Here is a 15,593-nt window from a genome sequence, read left to right as displayed (position 1 = left end):
CTGTGGTGCAGCGCATCAGGTTGCGTTACACCAAGCGCGGACGCCTCCGGTTCACCAGCCACCGCGACTTCCAGCGCGCTTTCGAGCGGGCGCTGCGCCGCGCCGAGGTGCCCATGGCGTACTCGGCCGGGTTCACCCCGCACCCCAAGGTCTCGTACGCGGGCGCCGCACCCACCGGCGTGGCCAGCGAGGCGGAGTACCTGGAGATCGCCCTGGCGGCCCGGCGCGACCCCGAGGAGCTGCGCGTCCTGCTGGACGAGTCGCTTCCGGCCGGTCTCGACGTGACCGAGGCGGTCGAGGCGCACACCTCCGGCCTCGCGGAACGGCTGGAGGGCTCGGTGTGGCAGCTGCGCCTCGACGGGGTCGCCGTCGAGCAGGCGCGGCGCGCGGTCGCCGCGTTCCTCGCCGCCGAGCAGGTGGAGGTGGAGCGGACCACCAAGAACGGTCTGCGTACCTTCGACGCACGCGGTGCGGTGCTCGCCCTGACGGTGGCCGGATCCCAGCAGGGGCAGGCCACCGAGGGGGCGTTCGAGCACGGGGTCGGTGACGGCGATAGGCCGGGACCCGATGGCTGTGCGATACTGCGGCTGGTTGTTCGGCATTCGACACCCGCCGTACGACCCGACGACGTCCTGTCCGGCCTCCGTGCGGCGGCCGACCTCGCGCCGCCGGTCCCCGCAGCGGTGACCAGGCTGGCGCAGGGGCCGCTCGACGAGGAGTCCGGCACGGTGACCGATCCGTTGGCGCCGGACCGCGACGCCGCCACGGCCGCCTCAACCCAGGCCGCCGGGCTGTCCGCCGCGACGGTGCCTGGTGGTTCCGCGTAAGGACCGTCGTTGACGTGTCGCCGACGAAGCGGGAGCCTGCCTCCTCGTCCGTACCAGGGCGAAGAGGGCCCGAGGTCCGGCGACGCGCTGACCAGAAGACTTTCGCCGGTCCCGTACCCACGGGCCCGGCGAGTGAGACGACAGCTCCCGTGTGGCGCCCGCGCCCCGCGCCGCGAGACCGCCGAGCAGCGGCGACGTGGCCGGAACCGAGCGCGGCGCCCGGGAGCGTGACGGGAGAAAAGCCCGCATGCTCGATATCCCCGAGCCCGGTAATGCGGCGCCCGAGGCGCCCAGCAGCAACGATTCCGGCGTGAGCGCCGAAGGCGGTACGTCCGCCGCGCCGCGTCGCAGGCGCCGGGCGGCCGCCCGCCCGGCGGGTCCGCCGTCCGCCGCACAGGAGACGGCCGCCGAGGTCGTCACCCCCGCGACCCCGGCTCCGGCGGCCGAGCCGCAGCAGGCCCCGCCGTCCGAGGAGGCCCCCGCGCCGCGTACCCGGCGGCGTGCGACGCGCAAGGCGACCGCGCCCGTCGGCCCGCCGGCCGTGAGCGAGGAGCCGGCCGCCGAGGCCCCGGCCGCCGAGGAGGCGCCGGCCCGTACCCGCCGCCGCGCCACCCGCGCCGCCGCCACCGAGGAGACCACCCCGCAGGCCGAAGAGGCGGCGGCCCCCGAGGCGCGCACCCGGCGCCGTGCGACGCGCAAGGCGACCGCCCCCGCGGGCCCTCCGGCCGTCGGCGAGGAGCAGGCCGCCGAGGAGCCCGCGCGGCCCGAGGCGGCGCAGCCCGAGCCCGCCCAGGCCGAAGCCCCGGCCCCGCGCGCCCGCCGTACCCGCAAGCGCGCCGCCGCCGAGCCGGAGGCCGCCGAAACCCCGGCGGCGTCCCGCCGTTCCCGCAAGCGCACCGCCGACCTGGCCGAGGACGGGTCGCGGCGGCTGAAGCCCGGTTCGCTCGCCGAGCCGGTCGAGGAGCCCCGCGCCGCCGCCCCGGCCCCGGCCGAGGAGCCGCGCACCGCCCTGGCCGACAAGGCCGCCGCCGAGCCCGCCGCCCCGGAGCCCGCCGCCGAGGAGACGCCGCGCGGACGCCGCCGTGGCGCCCGCCGGGCGGTCGCCCCGGCCGGCCCGCCGGCCTTCGCCCACGGCACCGCCGACCAGCCGCGGCCCGCCGCCGAGCCCGCCGCCGAGGAGGAGGCCGAACCGGCCCCGACCGGTGGCCGCCGCCGCCGCGCCGTCCGTCCGCCGACGGCCGTCTTCCAGCCGCCGGTCTTCACCCCGGCCGCCGCCCCCGAGCCCCCGGCCGCCGTCCGCGACGAGGAGGAGCCCGAGGAGGGCGCCTCGCGCCGCCGTCGTCGCCGCCGCGGCCCGGCCGAGGAGGTCACGGTCGCCGAGACCGCCCCGGCCGAGGAGGAGAGCGCCGAATCCGCCGAGCGCGCGGAGGAGGCCGAGGCCGAGCACGAGGCCGAATGGGACGAGGAGTCGGGCGAGGAGCGCCCCTCCCGCCGCCGCCGTCGGGGCGGCCGTCGCCGTCGCCGCGGTGACGCCGCCGAGGCCGAGGAGACCGCGGCCGAGCACGCCGAGGACGAGGAACACGCCGCCGAGGAGGGCGAGCCCGAGGAGGGCGAGGACGCCGAGGCCGGCGAGTACGCCACCGGCACCAGCACCAGCCGCCGTCGCCGTCGCCGCCGTCGGCGCAGCGGCGAGACCGCCGTGGAGGGCGAGCCCGAGGCCGACGACCCCGAGCGCACCGTCGTCAAGATCCGCGAGCCGCGCAAGAAGGCCGAACCCTCCGACGAGGTCCAGTCCATCAAGGGCTCGACCCGGCTGGAGGCCAAGAAGCAGCGCCGCCGCGAGGGCCGGGAGCAGGGCCGCCGCCGGGTGCCGATCATCACCGAGGCCGAGTTCCTGGCCCGCCGCGAGGCCGTCGAACGGGTGATGGTGGTCCGCGAGAACGGCGACCGCACCCAGATCGGCGTCCTGGAGGACGGCGTCCTGGTCGAGCACTTCGTCAACAAGGAGCAGGCCACCTCCTACGTCGGCAACGTCTACCTCGGCAAGGTGCAGAACGTCCTGCCGTCGATGGAGGCCGCCTTCGTCGACATCGGCAAGGGCCGCAACGCCGTGCTCTACGCCGGTGAGGTCAACTTCGAGGCGATGGGCCTCGGCGGTGGCCCGCGCCGCATCGAGTCCGCGCTCAAGTCCGGCCAGTCGGTGCTGGTGCAGGTCACCAAGGACCCGATCGGCCACAAGGGCGCCCGGCTGACCAGCCAGGTCTCCCTCCCCGGCCGCTACCTGGTCTACGTGCCCGAGGGCTCGATGACCGGCATCAGCCGTAAGCTGCCCGACACCGAACGGGCCCGGCTCAAGCAGATCCTCAAGAAGATCGTCCCGGAGAACGCGGGCGTGATCGTGCGCACCGCCGCCGAGGGCGCCAGCGAGGAAGAGCTGTCCAGGGACGTCTCCCGGCTGCAGGCGCAGTGGGAGGAGATCCAGAAGAACGCGAAGAACGGCAACGCGCCCAGCCTGCTGTACGGCGAGCCGGACATGACCGTCCGGGTGGTCCGCGACATCTTCAACGAGGACTTCTCCAAGGTCATCATCAGCGGCGACGACGCCTGGGAGACCATCCACGGATACGTCTCGCACGTCGCGCCCGACCTGACCGACCGGCTCCAGAAGTGGACCTCGGAGGTGGACGTCTTCGCCACCTACCGGATCGACGAGCAGCTGCTGAAGGCGCTGGACCGCAAGGTCTGGCTGCCGTCCGGCGGTTCGCTGGTGATCGACCGCACCGAGGCGATGGTCGTCATCGACGTCAACACCGGCAAGTTCACCGGCCAGGGCGGCAACCTGGAGGAGACGGTCACCAGGAACAACCTGGAGGCGGCCGAGGAGATCGTGCGCCAGCTGCGCCTGCGCGACCTCGGCGGCATCATCGTGATCGACTTCATCGACATGGTGCTGGAGTCCAACCGGGACCTGGTCATGCGCCGCCTGCTGGAGTGCCTGGGCCGCGACCGCACCAAGCACCAGGTGGCCGAGGTCACCTCGCTGGGCCTGATCCAGATGACCCGCAAGCGGGTCGGCCAGGGCCTGCTGGAGTCGTTCTCCGAGACCTGCGTGCACTGCAACGGCCGTGGCGTCATCGTCCACATGGACCAGGCGACCACCGCCGGTGGCGGCGGCAAGCGGAAGAAGAAGGGCAAGCCGGCCCCGGCCGCCGTCGAGCCGGCCGCCGAGGAGCTGCCCGCCGAACCCGAGGTCCCGGCCGTGGAGGCCGAGGCCGAGGAGGAGGAGTGGTTCGGCAGTCCGGCCGAGGCGGAGGCCGCCGCGGTGGCCTCCCGCTCGCGCGGCCGGCGCCGTGCGGTACGGGAACCCGAGCCGGTCGTCGAACCGGTCGTCGAACCGGCCGCCGAGCCTGAGCCGCAGCCGGAACCGGCGCCCGCGCCTGAACCGGAGCCGGAACCGGAACCGGAGCCGGTACGTGCGACCCGGCGGCGCGCCCCGCGCAAGGCGACGGCCCCGGCGGGGTCGCCGAAGACCGTCACCGAACCGGCCGCGGCCGAGATCGTCCTGCCGGTCGCCGAGACCACGCCCGAACCCGCCCCGGAACCGGCTCCGACGCCGGCCCCCGAGGCCCGCCCGGTGCGCCCGCGCCGTGCCGCCCGCAAGGCATCCGCCCCGGCCGGCCCCCCGCCGGCCTCGGCCGGTGACGCCGCGGTGGTGGTCATCTCCACCCCGGCGCGTGAGCCGGAACCGGAGCCGGAGCCGGAGGCCGAGGCGCCCAAGAAGCGCGCCACCCGCAAGACGGCGGCCAAGAAGACGACCACCGCCAAGAAGGCAGTGGCCAAGAAGACGACCACGGCCGCGAAGAAGACAACCACCGCCAAGAAGGCGGCGGCCAAGAAGACGACGACGGCCAAGAAGACGACGGCGGCTAAGAAGACCACCGCCAAGAAGACGACGACCGCGCCGGAAACCACCCCGTAAAGGTCCCGTCCCGTCCCCCAAGGGCCCGCCCCCGCCCCCGCTGCGCGCGGGGCTGGGCGGGCCCTCGCCGTGGCGGCCGCCTCGCCCGCTTGAGGTTGCCGGGGCTGCCCCGTCAGCCCCGGACCCCCGCGGTGCCGTTGCCCTTGTCGTGGTGGCCGGTTCGCCCGTTTCGGGGTGCGGGGCTGCCTCCGGCGGGCCCGGTGTGGTCGGGGGCGCCCCCGGCCCCCCACCGTGCCCGCGCTGCCGTTGCCCTTGCCGTGGTGGCCGGTTCGCCCGTTTCGGGGTGCCGGGGTTGCCCCGTCGGCCCCGGGGTGGTGGGGGCGCCCCCGGGTCCCCGCTGCGCCCGCACCGACCGCTGCCGTGGTGGCCGGCTCCGCCGGATTCGGGTGCTCGGGCGCACCCCTTCGCCTCTGCCCGGTGGGGGGTGGGGGTGGGTTTTGGTTTGGTTCGGCACGGGGTGGGCTTCGCCTATTGCCGGTGCGGGGTCGGTGGCGCGCCGGGGGTGATTCCTCGCTCCCCGTATCCGCCACAGATTGGCTCCGGCTGTTGGGTCGCTGCGGGGACACCCCCGACACACCCCCTTCCGCCGTCGTGCGGGTGCCTCTCTTCGCGGGAGAGGGTGAGATAGGAGGTTGGGGTCACCCCGATCTCCTTCTCACCCCCTCCGTGCCGCAGCGCGGAACGCAACAGAACGGGGGCGTGCAGGGGTGTCCCCGCAGCGACCCAGCGGACCGGCGGAGAGCCGAAGACGATGCGTGGAGCGAGGAGTCACCCCGGAGGGCCCCCGGAAACCAAGGAAGACAGTGCGCATCCCGCACTGTACGAACACAGCCACGGGTGGGCGGGGGGAAACATCCGTGACGCCAGCCACGACGAGACGGGGGATCGGGGGAACCCCGAGGAGGCAATGGCGACGGGAGGCCGGTTTGACCTGGGTACGGGGCCACCGTAACCTTGTCCTTCGGCGTTTCTGCGCGCCCGCTCCTGAGCGATTTCCTTCCGGCATCCGTCGCCGTCACACGGCAACGGCGTCCGGAAGAGGCCCCCGACTTCAAGACGGCTGACGCTCGCGCGTCAGCCATCGCGGTGGCTGGCATCAGGAGTGCCGTTCCGAGCGAGAGAGAGATCGCGTGTACGCAATCGTGCGCAGCGGTGGTCGTCAGCACAAGGTGGCTGTCGGCGACATCGTTGAGGTCGACAAGCTTCCCACCCACAACGTTGGCGACACGGTCGAGCTCTCGACCCTGCTTCTCGTCGACGGCGACTCCGTCACCAGCGACCCGTGGGTCCTGGCGGGCGTGAAGGTCCAGGCCGAGGTCGTGGACCACCACAAGGGTGCCAAGATCGACATCCTTCGGTACAAGAACAAGACCGGTTACCGCCGGCGCCAGGGTCACCGCCAGCAGTACACGGCGCTGAAGATCACCGGCATCCCCACGGCTGCGAAGTAAGGGACTGAGAGCAGATGGCACACAAGAAGGGCGCATCGTCCACCCGGAACGGTCGCGACTCCAACGCTCAGCGGCTCGGCGTGAAGCGCTTCGGCGGTCAGGCCGTCAACGCCGGTGAGATCCTGGTCCGCCAGCGCGGCACCCACTTCCACCCCGGCCTGAACGTCGGCCGCGGTGGCGACGACACGCTGTTCGCCCTCGCGGCGGGTGCGGTCCAGTTCGGGACCCACCGTGGCCGCAAGGTCGTGAACATCGTTCCGGCCGCGCAGTAAGCAGCCTCTTCCACGAGGGCGGGCCCTTCCCCGTACGGCTTCGTACGGGGAAGCAGGTCCGCCCTCGCGGCGTTGTACGGGAGGCGTACGCCACCGGCGGTCGCCCGCCGCGCGCGGCGGCTCGCCGTGACCCGTACCCGACGGGCCCCGCGGACGCCCGTACCCGCAAGTCCACCGCGCACCGCGCGGAACCCCACCCGTTCTTTCTGGAGGCACTTCCCATGACCACCTTCGTGGACCGCGTCGAGCTGCACGTCGCCGCGGGTAACGGAGGGCACGGCTGTGCCTCCGTGCACCGGGAGAAGTTCAAGCCGCTCGGCGGGCCGGACGGCGGCAACGGCGGGCGTGGCGGTGACGTGATCCTGGTCGTCGACCCGGACGTCACCACGCTCATCGACTACCACCACTCCCCGCACCGCAAGGCGACCAACGGCAAGCCCGGTGAGGGCGGCAACCGTTCCGGGGCGGACGGCAAGGACCTCGTCCTGCCGGTGCCGGACGGCACCGTGGTGCTGGGCCGGGACGGCACCGTCCTGGCCGACCTGGTCGGCCGCGGCACCAGCTTCGTCGCCGCGCAGGGCGGCCGGGGCGGCCTCGGCAACGCCGCGCTGGCCTCGGCGCGCCGCAAGGCCCCCGGCTTCGCGCTGCTCGGCGAGCCCGGCCAGGACCGCGACATCGTGCTGGAGCTGAAGACCGTCGCCGACGTCGCGCTGGTCGGCTACCCCAGCGCCGGCAAGTCCTCGCTGATCTCGGTGCTCTCCGCGGCCAAGCCGAAGATCGCCGACTACCCGTTCACCACCCTGGTGCCCAACCTCGGCGTGGTCAGCGCCGGCGAGACCGTCTACACGATCGCCGACGTCCCCGGCCTGATCCCCGGCGCCAGCCAGGGCAGGGGGCTGGGCCTGGAGTTCCTGCGCCATGTGGAGCGCTGCTCGGTGCTGGTGCACGTACTGGACTGCGCCACGCTGGAGTCCGACCGCGACCCGGTCAGCGACCTCGACGTCATCGAGGAGGAGCTGCGCGCCTACGGCGGTCTGGAGGACCGGCCGCGCGTCGTCGCCCTCAACAAGGTGGACATCCCCGACGGCCAGGACCTCGCCGACCTCATCCGCCCCGACCTGCTCGCCCGCGGCTACCGGGTCTTCGAGGTCTCGGCGGTCTCCCGGCAGGGGCTGAGGGAGCTGTCGTTCGCGCTGGCCGGGATCGTCGCCGAGGCCCGCGCCGCCCGGCCGGTGGAGGAGGCCACCCGGATCGTCATCCGGCCCAAGGCGGTCGACGACGCCGGCTTCACGGTGGTGGCCGAGGACGGCTTCTACCGGGTGCTCGGCGAGAAGCCGGAGCGCTGGGTGCGGCAGACCGACTTCGCCAACGACGAGGCCGTCGGCTACCTCGCCGACCGCCTCAACCGCCTCGGCGTCGAGGAGGAGCTGATGAAGGCGGGCGCCCGGGCCGGCGACGAGGTGGTGATCGGCCCCGGCGAGGACGCGGTCGTCTTCGACTGGGAGCCGACCATGACGGCCGGCGCCGAGATGCTCGGCCGCCGCGGCGAGGACCACCGCTTCCAGGCCCCGCGCCCGGCCGCGCAGCGCCGCAAGGACCGCGACGCCGAACTGCACGACCCCGAGCAGGAGTACCAGGCGTTCGACCCGTTCTGACCGGCCCGGCCGCCCCGGAGACGTCCACAGGCCGGAACCGGCGGGCGGGCCGTGCGTGCCCTCGCGTACATTGCCCAGGGCACGCACGACGAGCGGATGAGTTGTGGAGTACACGCGGTGACAGTGGACGGCCGGCGACAGGGCGGGGACGTACGGCACGAGGTGACGGCGGCGCGCCGGATCGTCGTCAAGATCGGCTCCTCCTCACTGACCACCGCCGTCGGCGGGCTGGCCACCGACCGGATGGACGCCCTGGTGGAGGTGCTCGCCGGGGCGCGGGACGGCGCCAAGGAGATCGTGCTGGTCTCCTCCGGCGCGATCGCCGCCGGGCTGGCCCCGCTCGGCCTGGAGCGCCGCCCGCGTGACCTGGCCCGGCAGCAGGCCGCCGCCAGCGTCGGCCAGGGGCTGCTGGTGGCCGGGTACACCGCGGCCTTCGCCCGCCACGGCATCCGGGTCGGGCAGGTGCTGCTCACCGCCGACGACGTCAGCCGCCGGGCCCACTACCGCAACGCCTACCGCACCTTCGAGCAGCTGCTGGCCATGGGCGCGCTGCCGGTGGTCAACGAGAACGACACGGTGGCCACCGACGAGATCCGGTTCGGTGACAACGACCGGCTCGCCGCCCTCGTCGCCCACCTGGTCCGGGCCGATCTGCTGGTGCTCCTCTCCGACGTGGACGGGGTCTACGACGGCGACCCGAGCCGCCCGGGCAGCCGGCGCATCCCCGAGGTGGCCGGCCCCGGCGACCTCGCCGGGGTGGAGATCGGCAGCGCCGGCAAGGCGGGCGTGGGCACCGGCGGCATGGTGACCAAGGTGCAGGCGGCCCGGATCGCCGCCGACGCCGGGATCCCGGTGGTGCTGACCTCCGCCGCCGAGGCCGCCGACGCCCTGGCCGGCCGCCCCACCGGCACCTTCTTCCACGCCACCGGCAAGCGCTCGGCGGTCCGGCTGCTGTGGCTGGAGCACGCCTCCGAACCGCGCGGCGCGCTGCGCCTGGACGCGGGCGCGGTACGGGCGGTGGTGGAGCGGCGCACCTCGCTGCTGCCGGCCGGGCTCACCGGGGTCGAGGGCCAGTTCTCCGCCGGCGACCCGGTCGACCTGCTGGACGAGGAGGGCCGGGCGGTCGCCCGCGGGCTGGTCAACTTCGACGCCGAGGAGCTGCCCCGGCTGCTCGGCCGCTCCACCCGCGAGCTGGCCGCCGAGTTCGGCCCGGAGTACGAACGCGAGGTCGTCCACCGCGACGACCTGGTGGTGCTGCACTGAGCCCGGCCCGGTAGGCGGGCGGGGCGCGCCGTCGTCGCGCGCTTCGGTGATCCGGGGGGCTTCTTGCCGAAAAAGGCCACGCGGTCGGCCTGGGGCTGGTCAACTTTATGCGAAGGACTGATTTCCGACAGGCACCCGCCTGGGAGAGGACCGGACCACCCGCACCACGACCGCTGCCACGGCAAGCGGGCACCGCGAACAGGAGGCCGCCGGTGAGACGAGGGCGCCCAGGGGCGCTGCCCCGAGGCGGGGGTACCTCCCACGCCCGACAGGCTGTGGGGGAGAAGCGGGCACTGGCCGGCGTCGGCGGCATACACGCCGGCCCGTCCGCCCGTGAACCCCAGTCCGACCAGAACGCGCAGACGACCGAGCGGGACGCCTCCCGGCTGTGGCACGTCACGCTCAGCGTCTCCGGCGCCGAGGCGCCGCTGGCCGAGGTCAGACGGGCTCTCGAACAGCTCGCGCACGACCATCCGTTCCTGCTGACCAGCCGGTACGCCAACGATCACGCGGAGATCCGGTACTGGGAGGAGGCCCGCGACCTGCACGACGCGGCGGCGATCGCGCTGCGGCTGTGGGGCGAGCACCGGGCCACCGCGCACCTGCCGCCGTGGGAGATCGTCGGCCTGGAGGTGATCGACCGGGAGACCTACCACCTCAGGGTCGCCGAAGGGTACGGCCCGCCCCCGGCCACCCCGGTGGGCGTGCACCCGTTCTGAGCCCCGCCGGGCCCCGCGACGGCGTCTTGCATGCCGGAACGTGGCATGGACCCCCCTTCGGGCTCAGTACCCTCGGAGCATGACCAGTAGCTCCTCGTCCCCCGTGACCGACACCGCACGCCGCGCGAAGGCGGCAGCCGCCGTACTCGCGCCGCAGCCGCGGACCGTGCGGGACGGCGCGCTGCTGGCCATCGCGGACGCCCTCCAGGCGCGCGCCGGCGAGATCGTCGCGGCCAACGCCCGCGACGTCGAGGCGGCGCGCGCCGCCGGCACCAGCGAGGCGGTCGTCGACCGCCTCACCCTGACCCCCGAGCGGATCGACGCCATCGCCGCCGACGTACGCCACGTGGTGGGCCTGCCCGACCCGGTGGGCGAGGTGGTGCGCGGCTCCACCCTCCCCAACGGCCTGGAGCTGCGGCAGATCCGGGTGCCGCTGGGCGTGGTCGGCATCGTCTACGAGGCCCGGCCCAACGTCACCGTGGACGCCGCCGCGCTCTGCCTGAAGTCCGGCAACGCGGTGCTGCTGCGCGGCTCCTCCTCGGCGTACGCCTCCAACACCGCGCTGGTGGCCGTGGTGCGGGACGCCGTCGAGTCGGCCGGGCTCCCCGCCGACGCGGTGCAGCTGGTGCCGGGGGAGGGCCGGGAGTCGGTCACCGAGCTGATGCGCGCCCGGGGCCTGGTGGACGTCCTCATCCCGCGCGGCGGCGCCTCGCTGATCAAGACCGTGGTGGAGGGGTCCACCGTGCCGGTGATCGAGACCGGCACCGGCAACTGCCACGTCTACGTCGACGAGCACGCCGACCTGGAGATGGCGCTGGCGATCCTGCTCAACGCCAAGACCTCGCGGCCGAGCGTGTGCAACGCGGCCGAGACCGTGCTGGTGCACTCCGCCGTGGCCGACGCCTTCCTCCCGACCGCCCTTGCCGCCCTGACCGAGGCCGGGGTCACCGTGCACGGCGACGCGACCTGGCAGCGGGCGGGCAAGGAGACGGGCACCGAGGTGCCGGCCGCCACCGACGAGGACTGGGCGGCCGAGTACCTCTCGTACGACATCGCGGCGGCCGTGGTCCCCGACCTGGACGCGGCGGTGGCCCACATCCGCCGCTGGACCTCCGGGCACACCGAGGCGATCGTCACCCGCGACCAGGCGGCGGCCCGCCGTTTCGTCTCACTGGTGGACTCCACCGCCGTCATGGTGAACGCCTCCACGCGGTTCACCGACGGCGGCCAGTTCGGCTTCGGCGCCGAGATCGGCATCTCCACCCAGAAGCTGCACGCCCGCGGCCCGATGGGGCTGCCGGAGCTGACCAGCACCAAGTACGTCGTCACCGGGGACGGCCACATCCGCTGACCGGCCGCGGATTTCCGCCGCCGACTGCCCAAGGGGGCGCCGCCGGGCTTACTCTGGACGGGTGTCTGAGGGTGAGGACGGCAGGCCGTTCCCCGACGGTGACGACCACGGCGACGCGGACGACGAGTTCGCCTCCGTGGTCTTCGACGAGGCGTTCGTCCGGGCCGCCCCGGCCCATGAACCCACCGCGCGGGAACGGCGGCTGGCGGCGGCCCAGGCCCGCGCCGAGGCCGACGCCGCCCGGGCCCGTAGCGTGGGCGGCGGTGACGACGACGAGCCGCCGCGGTTCGACGACGGCTTCGGCTTCGACGGCTACCACCGACGCGACGTCAGCGACGAGGACGAGCTGGGGCTGTGGGCCGGGCCGTACCGCCACCGCGGGCACTACGGCGCCCACACCCGCTGGCACCGCACCATCGCCTGGGTGCTCGCCCTGGTGATGGGCGTCGGCGTGGTGGCGCTCAGCTTCGCCGCCGTCTACCGCGGGGCCGGCGGCGTCGGCCGGCAGCCCGCCCCGCCACCCGCCAGCGGCCCGTCCACGGTGCCCCGTCCGGCCGTGAAGGCGCCCTCTTCGGCGACACCCTGACAAACATTCAGAAGATGACTGGTAGCAGGGCGTTTACCACGGGCGAGCGGGACCTACTCTTGTCGTATGACCGGGCGTGGAGACCCTCCGGAGGGGACACCCCAGGGCGTCCCGGGGGGCGGTGACGACGAATACCGATCCGTCGTGTTCGACGAATCGTTCGTCCGGGCTGCCCGGATACAGGAGTTCTCGGCCCGGGAACGGCTCAGCGGCACGGCCCGGGCGGTACGCACCCGGCCGCCGTGGTCGCGGGCGGCCGGCAACCCGCAGGCGTTCGCCCTGCTGCTGCTGATGGTGCTGGCCTTCGGCACCGCGGTCTACCTGGGGCTGCGCCACCCGTACCGGGGGACCGCGGCGCCCGACGTGGACCCGGCGCGCATCACCCTGGTGCGCCTCGCCCCGCAGGGCGTGGTGGCCGCCGCCCCGGGCGCCTCCGCGCGCTACCCGGTCGGCGCCGACGCCGTCACCCTGCCCGACCCCAGGGCCACCGCCCACTTCTCCTCCACCCAGGTGTTCCAGGCGCTCGTGCTGGCCAAGGAGTACGTGGTGGCCTCCTCGGTCCGCCCGGACGCGCTCACCGGCGGGGACGTACGGCAGGTGCGGGCGCTCCTCGACCCCGGACAGCTCGACCAGTTCGACCGCAGCCTGGCCCGCCCGGCCGACGACGGCCAGCACGCGGCCACCGGCTGGCTGGTGCGCTTCGACCCAACCCGCGTCGCGCTGGCCGACCCGGCGGTACGGGTGCGCGGCACCGTCACCGTCCACGAACGCGGTGACCAGGGGCTGGAGGTCGTCACCGACCACACGCTGGAGTACACCGTGCGGGCCGCCGACGCGCGGTCCGCTCCCGCCTCGCTGTTCACCGTCCGCCGCCAGTTGCGCCTGTACTTCGACGAGGAGGACCTGCGGGAACGCCGGCTCCAGCTCCAGCAGGCCGCGGTGGAGGCGGGTCCGCTGGCCTGCGGGGTGGACGCGGCCGGCTACTTCCGTCCGCTGCTGGCCGGGCAGAGCGCCCCCTCGGGGCCGGGGATCGACCCGCAGGACCACGCCGTCCCGATAGCGTCCGGCTGCGGCCTGCTGCGCGCCGCCCCCACCCCGCACCCGTCCGCGAGCCACCCGAGGCCCCCGGCGCGCCGCTAGGCCCTGTCGTCCTCGCGGCCCTCGCGGTCGCCGCCGGGACGGCCGCCGGAGAAGCGGTCCCACAGCTTGCCGCCGAGGTCGCCGGCGCCGGAGGACAGGTCGCGCAACAGGCCCATCAGCGGGTCCTTGCTGGTGCGCACCGATTCGGCGTAGTGGTTCGCCGACTCGCGGAAGGAGTCGTAGACCGAGGTGCCGTCGTCGTCGGTGCGCCGCGGGTAGTGGCCGTCCATGATCCGCTGGTACTCGCGGCTGCCCGCCCACTTCTTCAGCTCGGCGGCGCGCACCGTGGTGAACGGGTGGGAACGCGGCAGCACGTTCATGATCTTCAGCACCGAGTCCCGCAGGTCGCCGCCGGCCTCGTACTCCTCGGCCTGCGCCAGGAACGCGTCGACGTTCATCTCGTGCAGGTGGTTGCCGCCGGCCAGCTTCATCAGCCCGCGCATCGAGGCGTGCGGGTCCTGGCCGACCAGCAGCCCGGCGCGGTCGGCGGACAGCTCCGACTTGCGGAACCACTCGCGCAGCGCGGTGACGATCGCCATCACCGCCACGTTGCCCAGCGGGATCCACGCCACCCGCAGCGCGAGGTTGGTCAGGAAGAGCAGGATGGTGCGGTAGACGGCGTGGCCGGAGAGCGCGTGGCCCACCTCGTGGCCGACCACCGCCCGCATCTCCTCCGCGTCCAGCAGCTCCACCAGACCGGTGGAGACCACCACGATCGGCTCGTCCAGCCCGATGCACATCGCGGTGGGCCGCGGGTCCTGCGTGACGTACATCGGCGGGACCTTCGGCAGGTCCAGGATGTAGCAGGCGTCCCGCAGCATGTCGTTCAGATGCGGGAACTGCTGGTCGCCGACGCGTACCGAGTCGGAGAGGAACAGCAGCCGTAGCGAGCGCTCCGGCAGCAGCCCGCTGAGCGCCTTGAGCACGGTGTCGAACCCGGTCAGCTTGCGCAGCGCGACCAGCGCCGAGCGGTCGGCCGGGTGCTCGTAGGCCCGGGAGGAGATCCCCGGGAAGCGGGTGCGGTCACGGCCGGGCACCCCGGCCCCGGAATCGTTCGGCACGGTCATCGGTCCTCATCCCCTGGGTAGCCGTCACGTGCTCGTCCCTGCGCACACCCCACCTTAGGACGCGCGGCCGGACGGGCTTACGCTGAAGGACATGCACATCCCCGCGATGCACGGTGCCGCCGTGCTCCTCGCCGACACGGCGCCGGTCACCTCGCACCTGCTGCCGATCGTCATCGTCGTCTCCGTGCTCGGCATCGCCTTCCTCGCGTGGTTCCTGCTGCGCGGGTACGGCGACAAGGACTGACGGCCAGTAACGTACGTACCCGGCGCACCGGAGCGGCACGTACCGAAGTGCCGGACGTGCGGCCCCTGCCTGGGGTTCCGCGCGCCCCGCACGTACCATGTGGCACGAGTTTCCAGTGAGCTGACTCGACCACGAACGACCGACCGCAAGGGGTCCTGCCGACCATGACCGCACACTTTCCGACCGCCGTGGCCACGCTGGCCGAGGGCGGCAACCACGAGAGTCTCAACCCGTACCTGACCGGCGGCGGCGCGCTCTTCGTGCTGTTGCTGCTGCTGTGGATCACCACCCGGTTCAACCGGGACCGCTGAGCCGGGTCGGCCCGCCCAGGGACGCCAAGTAGGGTGTGCTCGCATGGGAGAGCAGGCAGCGTCCGTGCGCCCCTCCGGAATCGATGTCGGCGGAGGGGCCGGGCCGGTGAAGAAACGACTCGGTGTGATGGGCGGCACGTTCGACCCGATCCACCACGGCCACCTGGTGGCCGCCAGCGAGGTGGCGAGCCTCTTCCACCTCGACGAGGTGGTCTTCGTCCCCACCGGTGAGCCGTGGCAGAAGGAGCACCGCACGGTCTCCCCGGCGGAGGACCGCTATCTGATGACGGTCATCGCCACCGCCTCCAACCCGCAGTTCTCGGTCAGCCGGATCGACATCGACCGCGGCGGCCCCACCTACACCCTCGACACGCTGCGCGACCTGCGGGCCCAGCACGGCGACGTGGACCTGTTCTTCATCACCGGCGCCGACGCGCTCGGCCAGATCTTCTCCTGGCGCCACGCCTCCGAGCTGTTCCAGTTCGCCCACTTCATCGGCGTCACCCGGCCCGGTCACCCGCTGACCGACCCCGGGGTGCCGGCCGGCGGCGTCTCCCTGGTCGAGGTCCCGGCGCTGGCGATCTCCTCCACCGACTGCCGCCAGCGGGTGGCCCAGGGCGAGCCGGTGTGGTACCTGGTGCCGGACGGCGTGGTGCGCTACATCAACAAACGGAAGCTGTACCGGGAAGCCGGATAGCCCTTTTCCTCGATCGGATCTGGAGGGACGC

The 15,593-nt window shown here is 73.9% G+C and carries 14 protein-coding genes; 13 read left to right on the top strand and 1 reads right to left on the bottom strand.

The window, feature by feature from the left end; translation table 11 throughout:
* Nucleotides 1-5 precede the first annotated feature (5 nt).
* The 10 genes from SCATT_RS07615 to SCATT_RS07570 all read left to right on the top strand — a co-directional run bounded on the left by SCATT_RS07615 (nt 6) and on the right by SCATT_RS07570 (nt 13,243).
* A complete protein-coding gene (locus SCATT_RS07615; protein WP_041825040.1) occupies nt 6-827 on the top strand; it encodes a TIGR03936 family radical SAM-associated protein in 822 nt (273 codons plus the stop codon).
* 247 nt (nt 828-1,074) lie between these two features.
* Nucleotides 1,075-4,806: an Rne/Rng family ribonuclease gene (locus SCATT_RS07610; protein ID WP_014142395.1), complete on the top strand. Its 3,732-nt coding sequence runs from the start codon at nt 1,075-1,077 to the stop codon at nt 4,804-4,806.
* A gap of 1,130 nt (nt 4,807-5,936) precedes the next feature.
* Entirely contained in the window at nt 5,937-6,257 is a 321-nt protein-coding gene (rplU, locus tag SCATT_RS07605) for a 50S ribosomal protein L21 (RefSeq protein WP_014142392.1), read from the top strand.
* A gap of 14 nt (nt 6,258-6,271) precedes the next feature.
* Nucleotides 6,272-6,529 (top strand): 50S ribosomal protein L27, encoded by a 258-nt coding sequence (gene rpmA, locus SCATT_RS07600; RefSeq protein WP_014627658.1) that lies wholly within the window; start codon nt 6,272-6,274, stop codon nt 6,527-6,529.
* Between the two features lie 221 nt (nt 6,530-6,750).
* Nucleotides 6,751-8,184, top strand: coding sequence for a GTPase ObgE (gene obgE, locus SCATT_RS07595; RefSeq protein ID WP_014142390.1), 1,434 nt, complete (start codon nt 6,751-6,753; stop codon nt 8,182-8,184).
* 162 nt (nt 8,185-8,346) lie between these two features.
* Entirely contained in the window at nt 8,347-9,447 is a 1,101-nt protein-coding gene (gene proB / locus SCATT_RS07590; RefSeq protein ID WP_173405689.1) for a glutamate 5-kinase, read from the top strand.
* Nucleotides 9,448-9,659: 212 nt separating this feature from the next.
* A complete protein-coding gene (locus SCATT_RS07585) occupies nt 9,660-10,166 on the top strand; it encodes a hypothetical protein (protein WP_407696595.1) in 507 nt (168 codons plus the stop codon).
* A gap of 79 nt (nt 10,167-10,245) precedes the next feature.
* The gene (locus tag SCATT_RS07580; protein WP_041824518.1) at nt 10,246-11,517 is read left to right on the top strand and encodes a glutamate-5-semialdehyde dehydrogenase; all 1,272 of its coding nucleotides are present in this window, start codon (nt 10,246-10,248) and stop codon (nt 11,515-11,517) included.
* Between the two features lie 61 nt (nt 11,518-11,578).
* Nucleotides 11,579-12,103 (top strand): SCO2584 family spore wall biosynthesis protein, encoded by a 525-nt coding sequence (locus SCATT_RS07575; protein WP_014142386.1) that lies wholly within the window; start codon nt 11,579-11,581, stop codon nt 12,101-12,103.
* 66 nt (nt 12,104-12,169) lie between these two features.
* Nucleotides 12,170-13,243: an SCO2583 family membrane protein gene (locus tag SCATT_RS07570; protein ID WP_202446624.1), complete on the top strand. Its 1,074-nt coding sequence runs from the start codon at nt 12,170-12,172 to the stop codon at nt 13,241-13,243.
* On the opposite strand, the gene SCATT_RS07565 is transcribed toward SCATT_RS07570, so the two are convergent.
* Nucleotides 13,240-14,310 (bottom strand): M48 family metallopeptidase, encoded by a 1,071-nt coding sequence (locus SCATT_RS07565; protein WP_014142384.1) that lies wholly within the window; start codon nt 14,308-14,310, stop codon nt 13,240-13,242. The genes SCATT_RS07570 and SCATT_RS07565 overlap by 4 nt on opposite strands.
* A gap of 91 nt (nt 14,311-14,401) precedes the next feature.
* Here SCATT_RS07565 and SCATT_RS38485 point away from each other — a divergent pair, with 91 nt between their 5' ends.
* From SCATT_RS38485 to nadD, 3 genes are all read left to right on the top strand, one after another.
* Complete coding sequence (locus SCATT_RS38485; protein WP_014142383.1) at nt 14,402-14,554, top strand: hypothetical protein; 153 nt, start codon at nt 14,402-14,404, stop codon at nt 14,552-14,554.
* A gap of 164 nt (nt 14,555-14,718) precedes the next feature.
* Complete coding sequence (locus SCATT_RS38920; RefSeq protein ID WP_014142382.1) at nt 14,719-14,865, top strand: hypothetical protein; 147 nt, start codon at nt 14,719-14,721, stop codon at nt 14,863-14,865.
* 43 nt (nt 14,866-14,908) lie between these two features.
* Nucleotides 14,909-15,562, top strand: a complete 654-nt coding sequence (gene nadD / locus SCATT_RS07560; protein ID WP_014142381.1) for a nicotinate-nucleotide adenylyltransferase — start codon at nt 14,909-14,911, stop codon at nt 15,560-15,562.
* The last annotated feature ends 31 nt before the right edge of the window (nt 15,563-15,593 follow it).

Source organism: Streptantibioticus cattleyicolor NRRL 8057 = DSM 46488, assembly GCF_000240165.1.
In the GTDB taxonomy this organism is placed as follows: Bacteria; Actinomycetota; Actinomycetes; order Streptomycetales; family Streptomycetaceae; genus Streptantibioticus; species Streptantibioticus cattleyicolor.
The sequence above is the reverse complement of the archived record's forward strand: the minus strand, read 5'-3'. Positions and strand labels throughout refer to the sequence as shown.

Bases quoted from the DNA above. Each gene is read 5' to 3' on its own strand.
- SCATT_RS38920 (WP_014142382.1), top strand. From the start codon at position 14,719: ATGACCGCACACTTTCCGACCGCCGTGGCCACGCTGGCCGAGGGCGGC.
- nadD (WP_014142381.1), top strand. From the start codon at position 14,909: ATGGGAGAGCAGGCAGCGTCCGTGCGCCCCTCCGGAATCGATGTCGGC.
- obgE (WP_014142390.1), top strand. From the start codon at position 6,751: ATGACCACCTTCGTGGACCGCGTCGAGCTGCACGTCGCCGCGGGTAAC.
- SCATT_RS38485 (WP_014142383.1), top strand. From the start codon at position 14,402: ATGCACATCCCCGCGATGCACGGTGCCGCCGTGCTCCTCGCCGACACG.
- SCATT_RS07565 (WP_014142384.1), bottom strand. From the start codon at position 14,310: ATGACCGTGCCGAACGATTCCGGGGCCGGGGTGCCCGGCCGTGACCGC.
- SCATT_RS07570 (WP_202446624.1), top strand. From the start codon at position 12,170: ATGACCGGGCGTGGAGACCCTCCGGAGGGGACACCCCAGGGCGTCCCG.
- rpmA (WP_014627658.1), top strand. From the start codon at position 6,272: ATGGCACACAAGAAGGGCGCATCGTCCACCCGGAACGGTCGCGACTCC.
- SCATT_RS07580 (WP_041824518.1), top strand. From the start codon at position 10,246: ATGACCAGTAGCTCCTCGTCCCCCGTGACCGACACCGCACGCCGCGCG.
- SCATT_RS07610 (WP_014142395.1), top strand. From the start codon at position 1,075: ATGCTCGATATCCCCGAGCCCGGTAATGCGGCGCCCGAGGCGCCCAGC.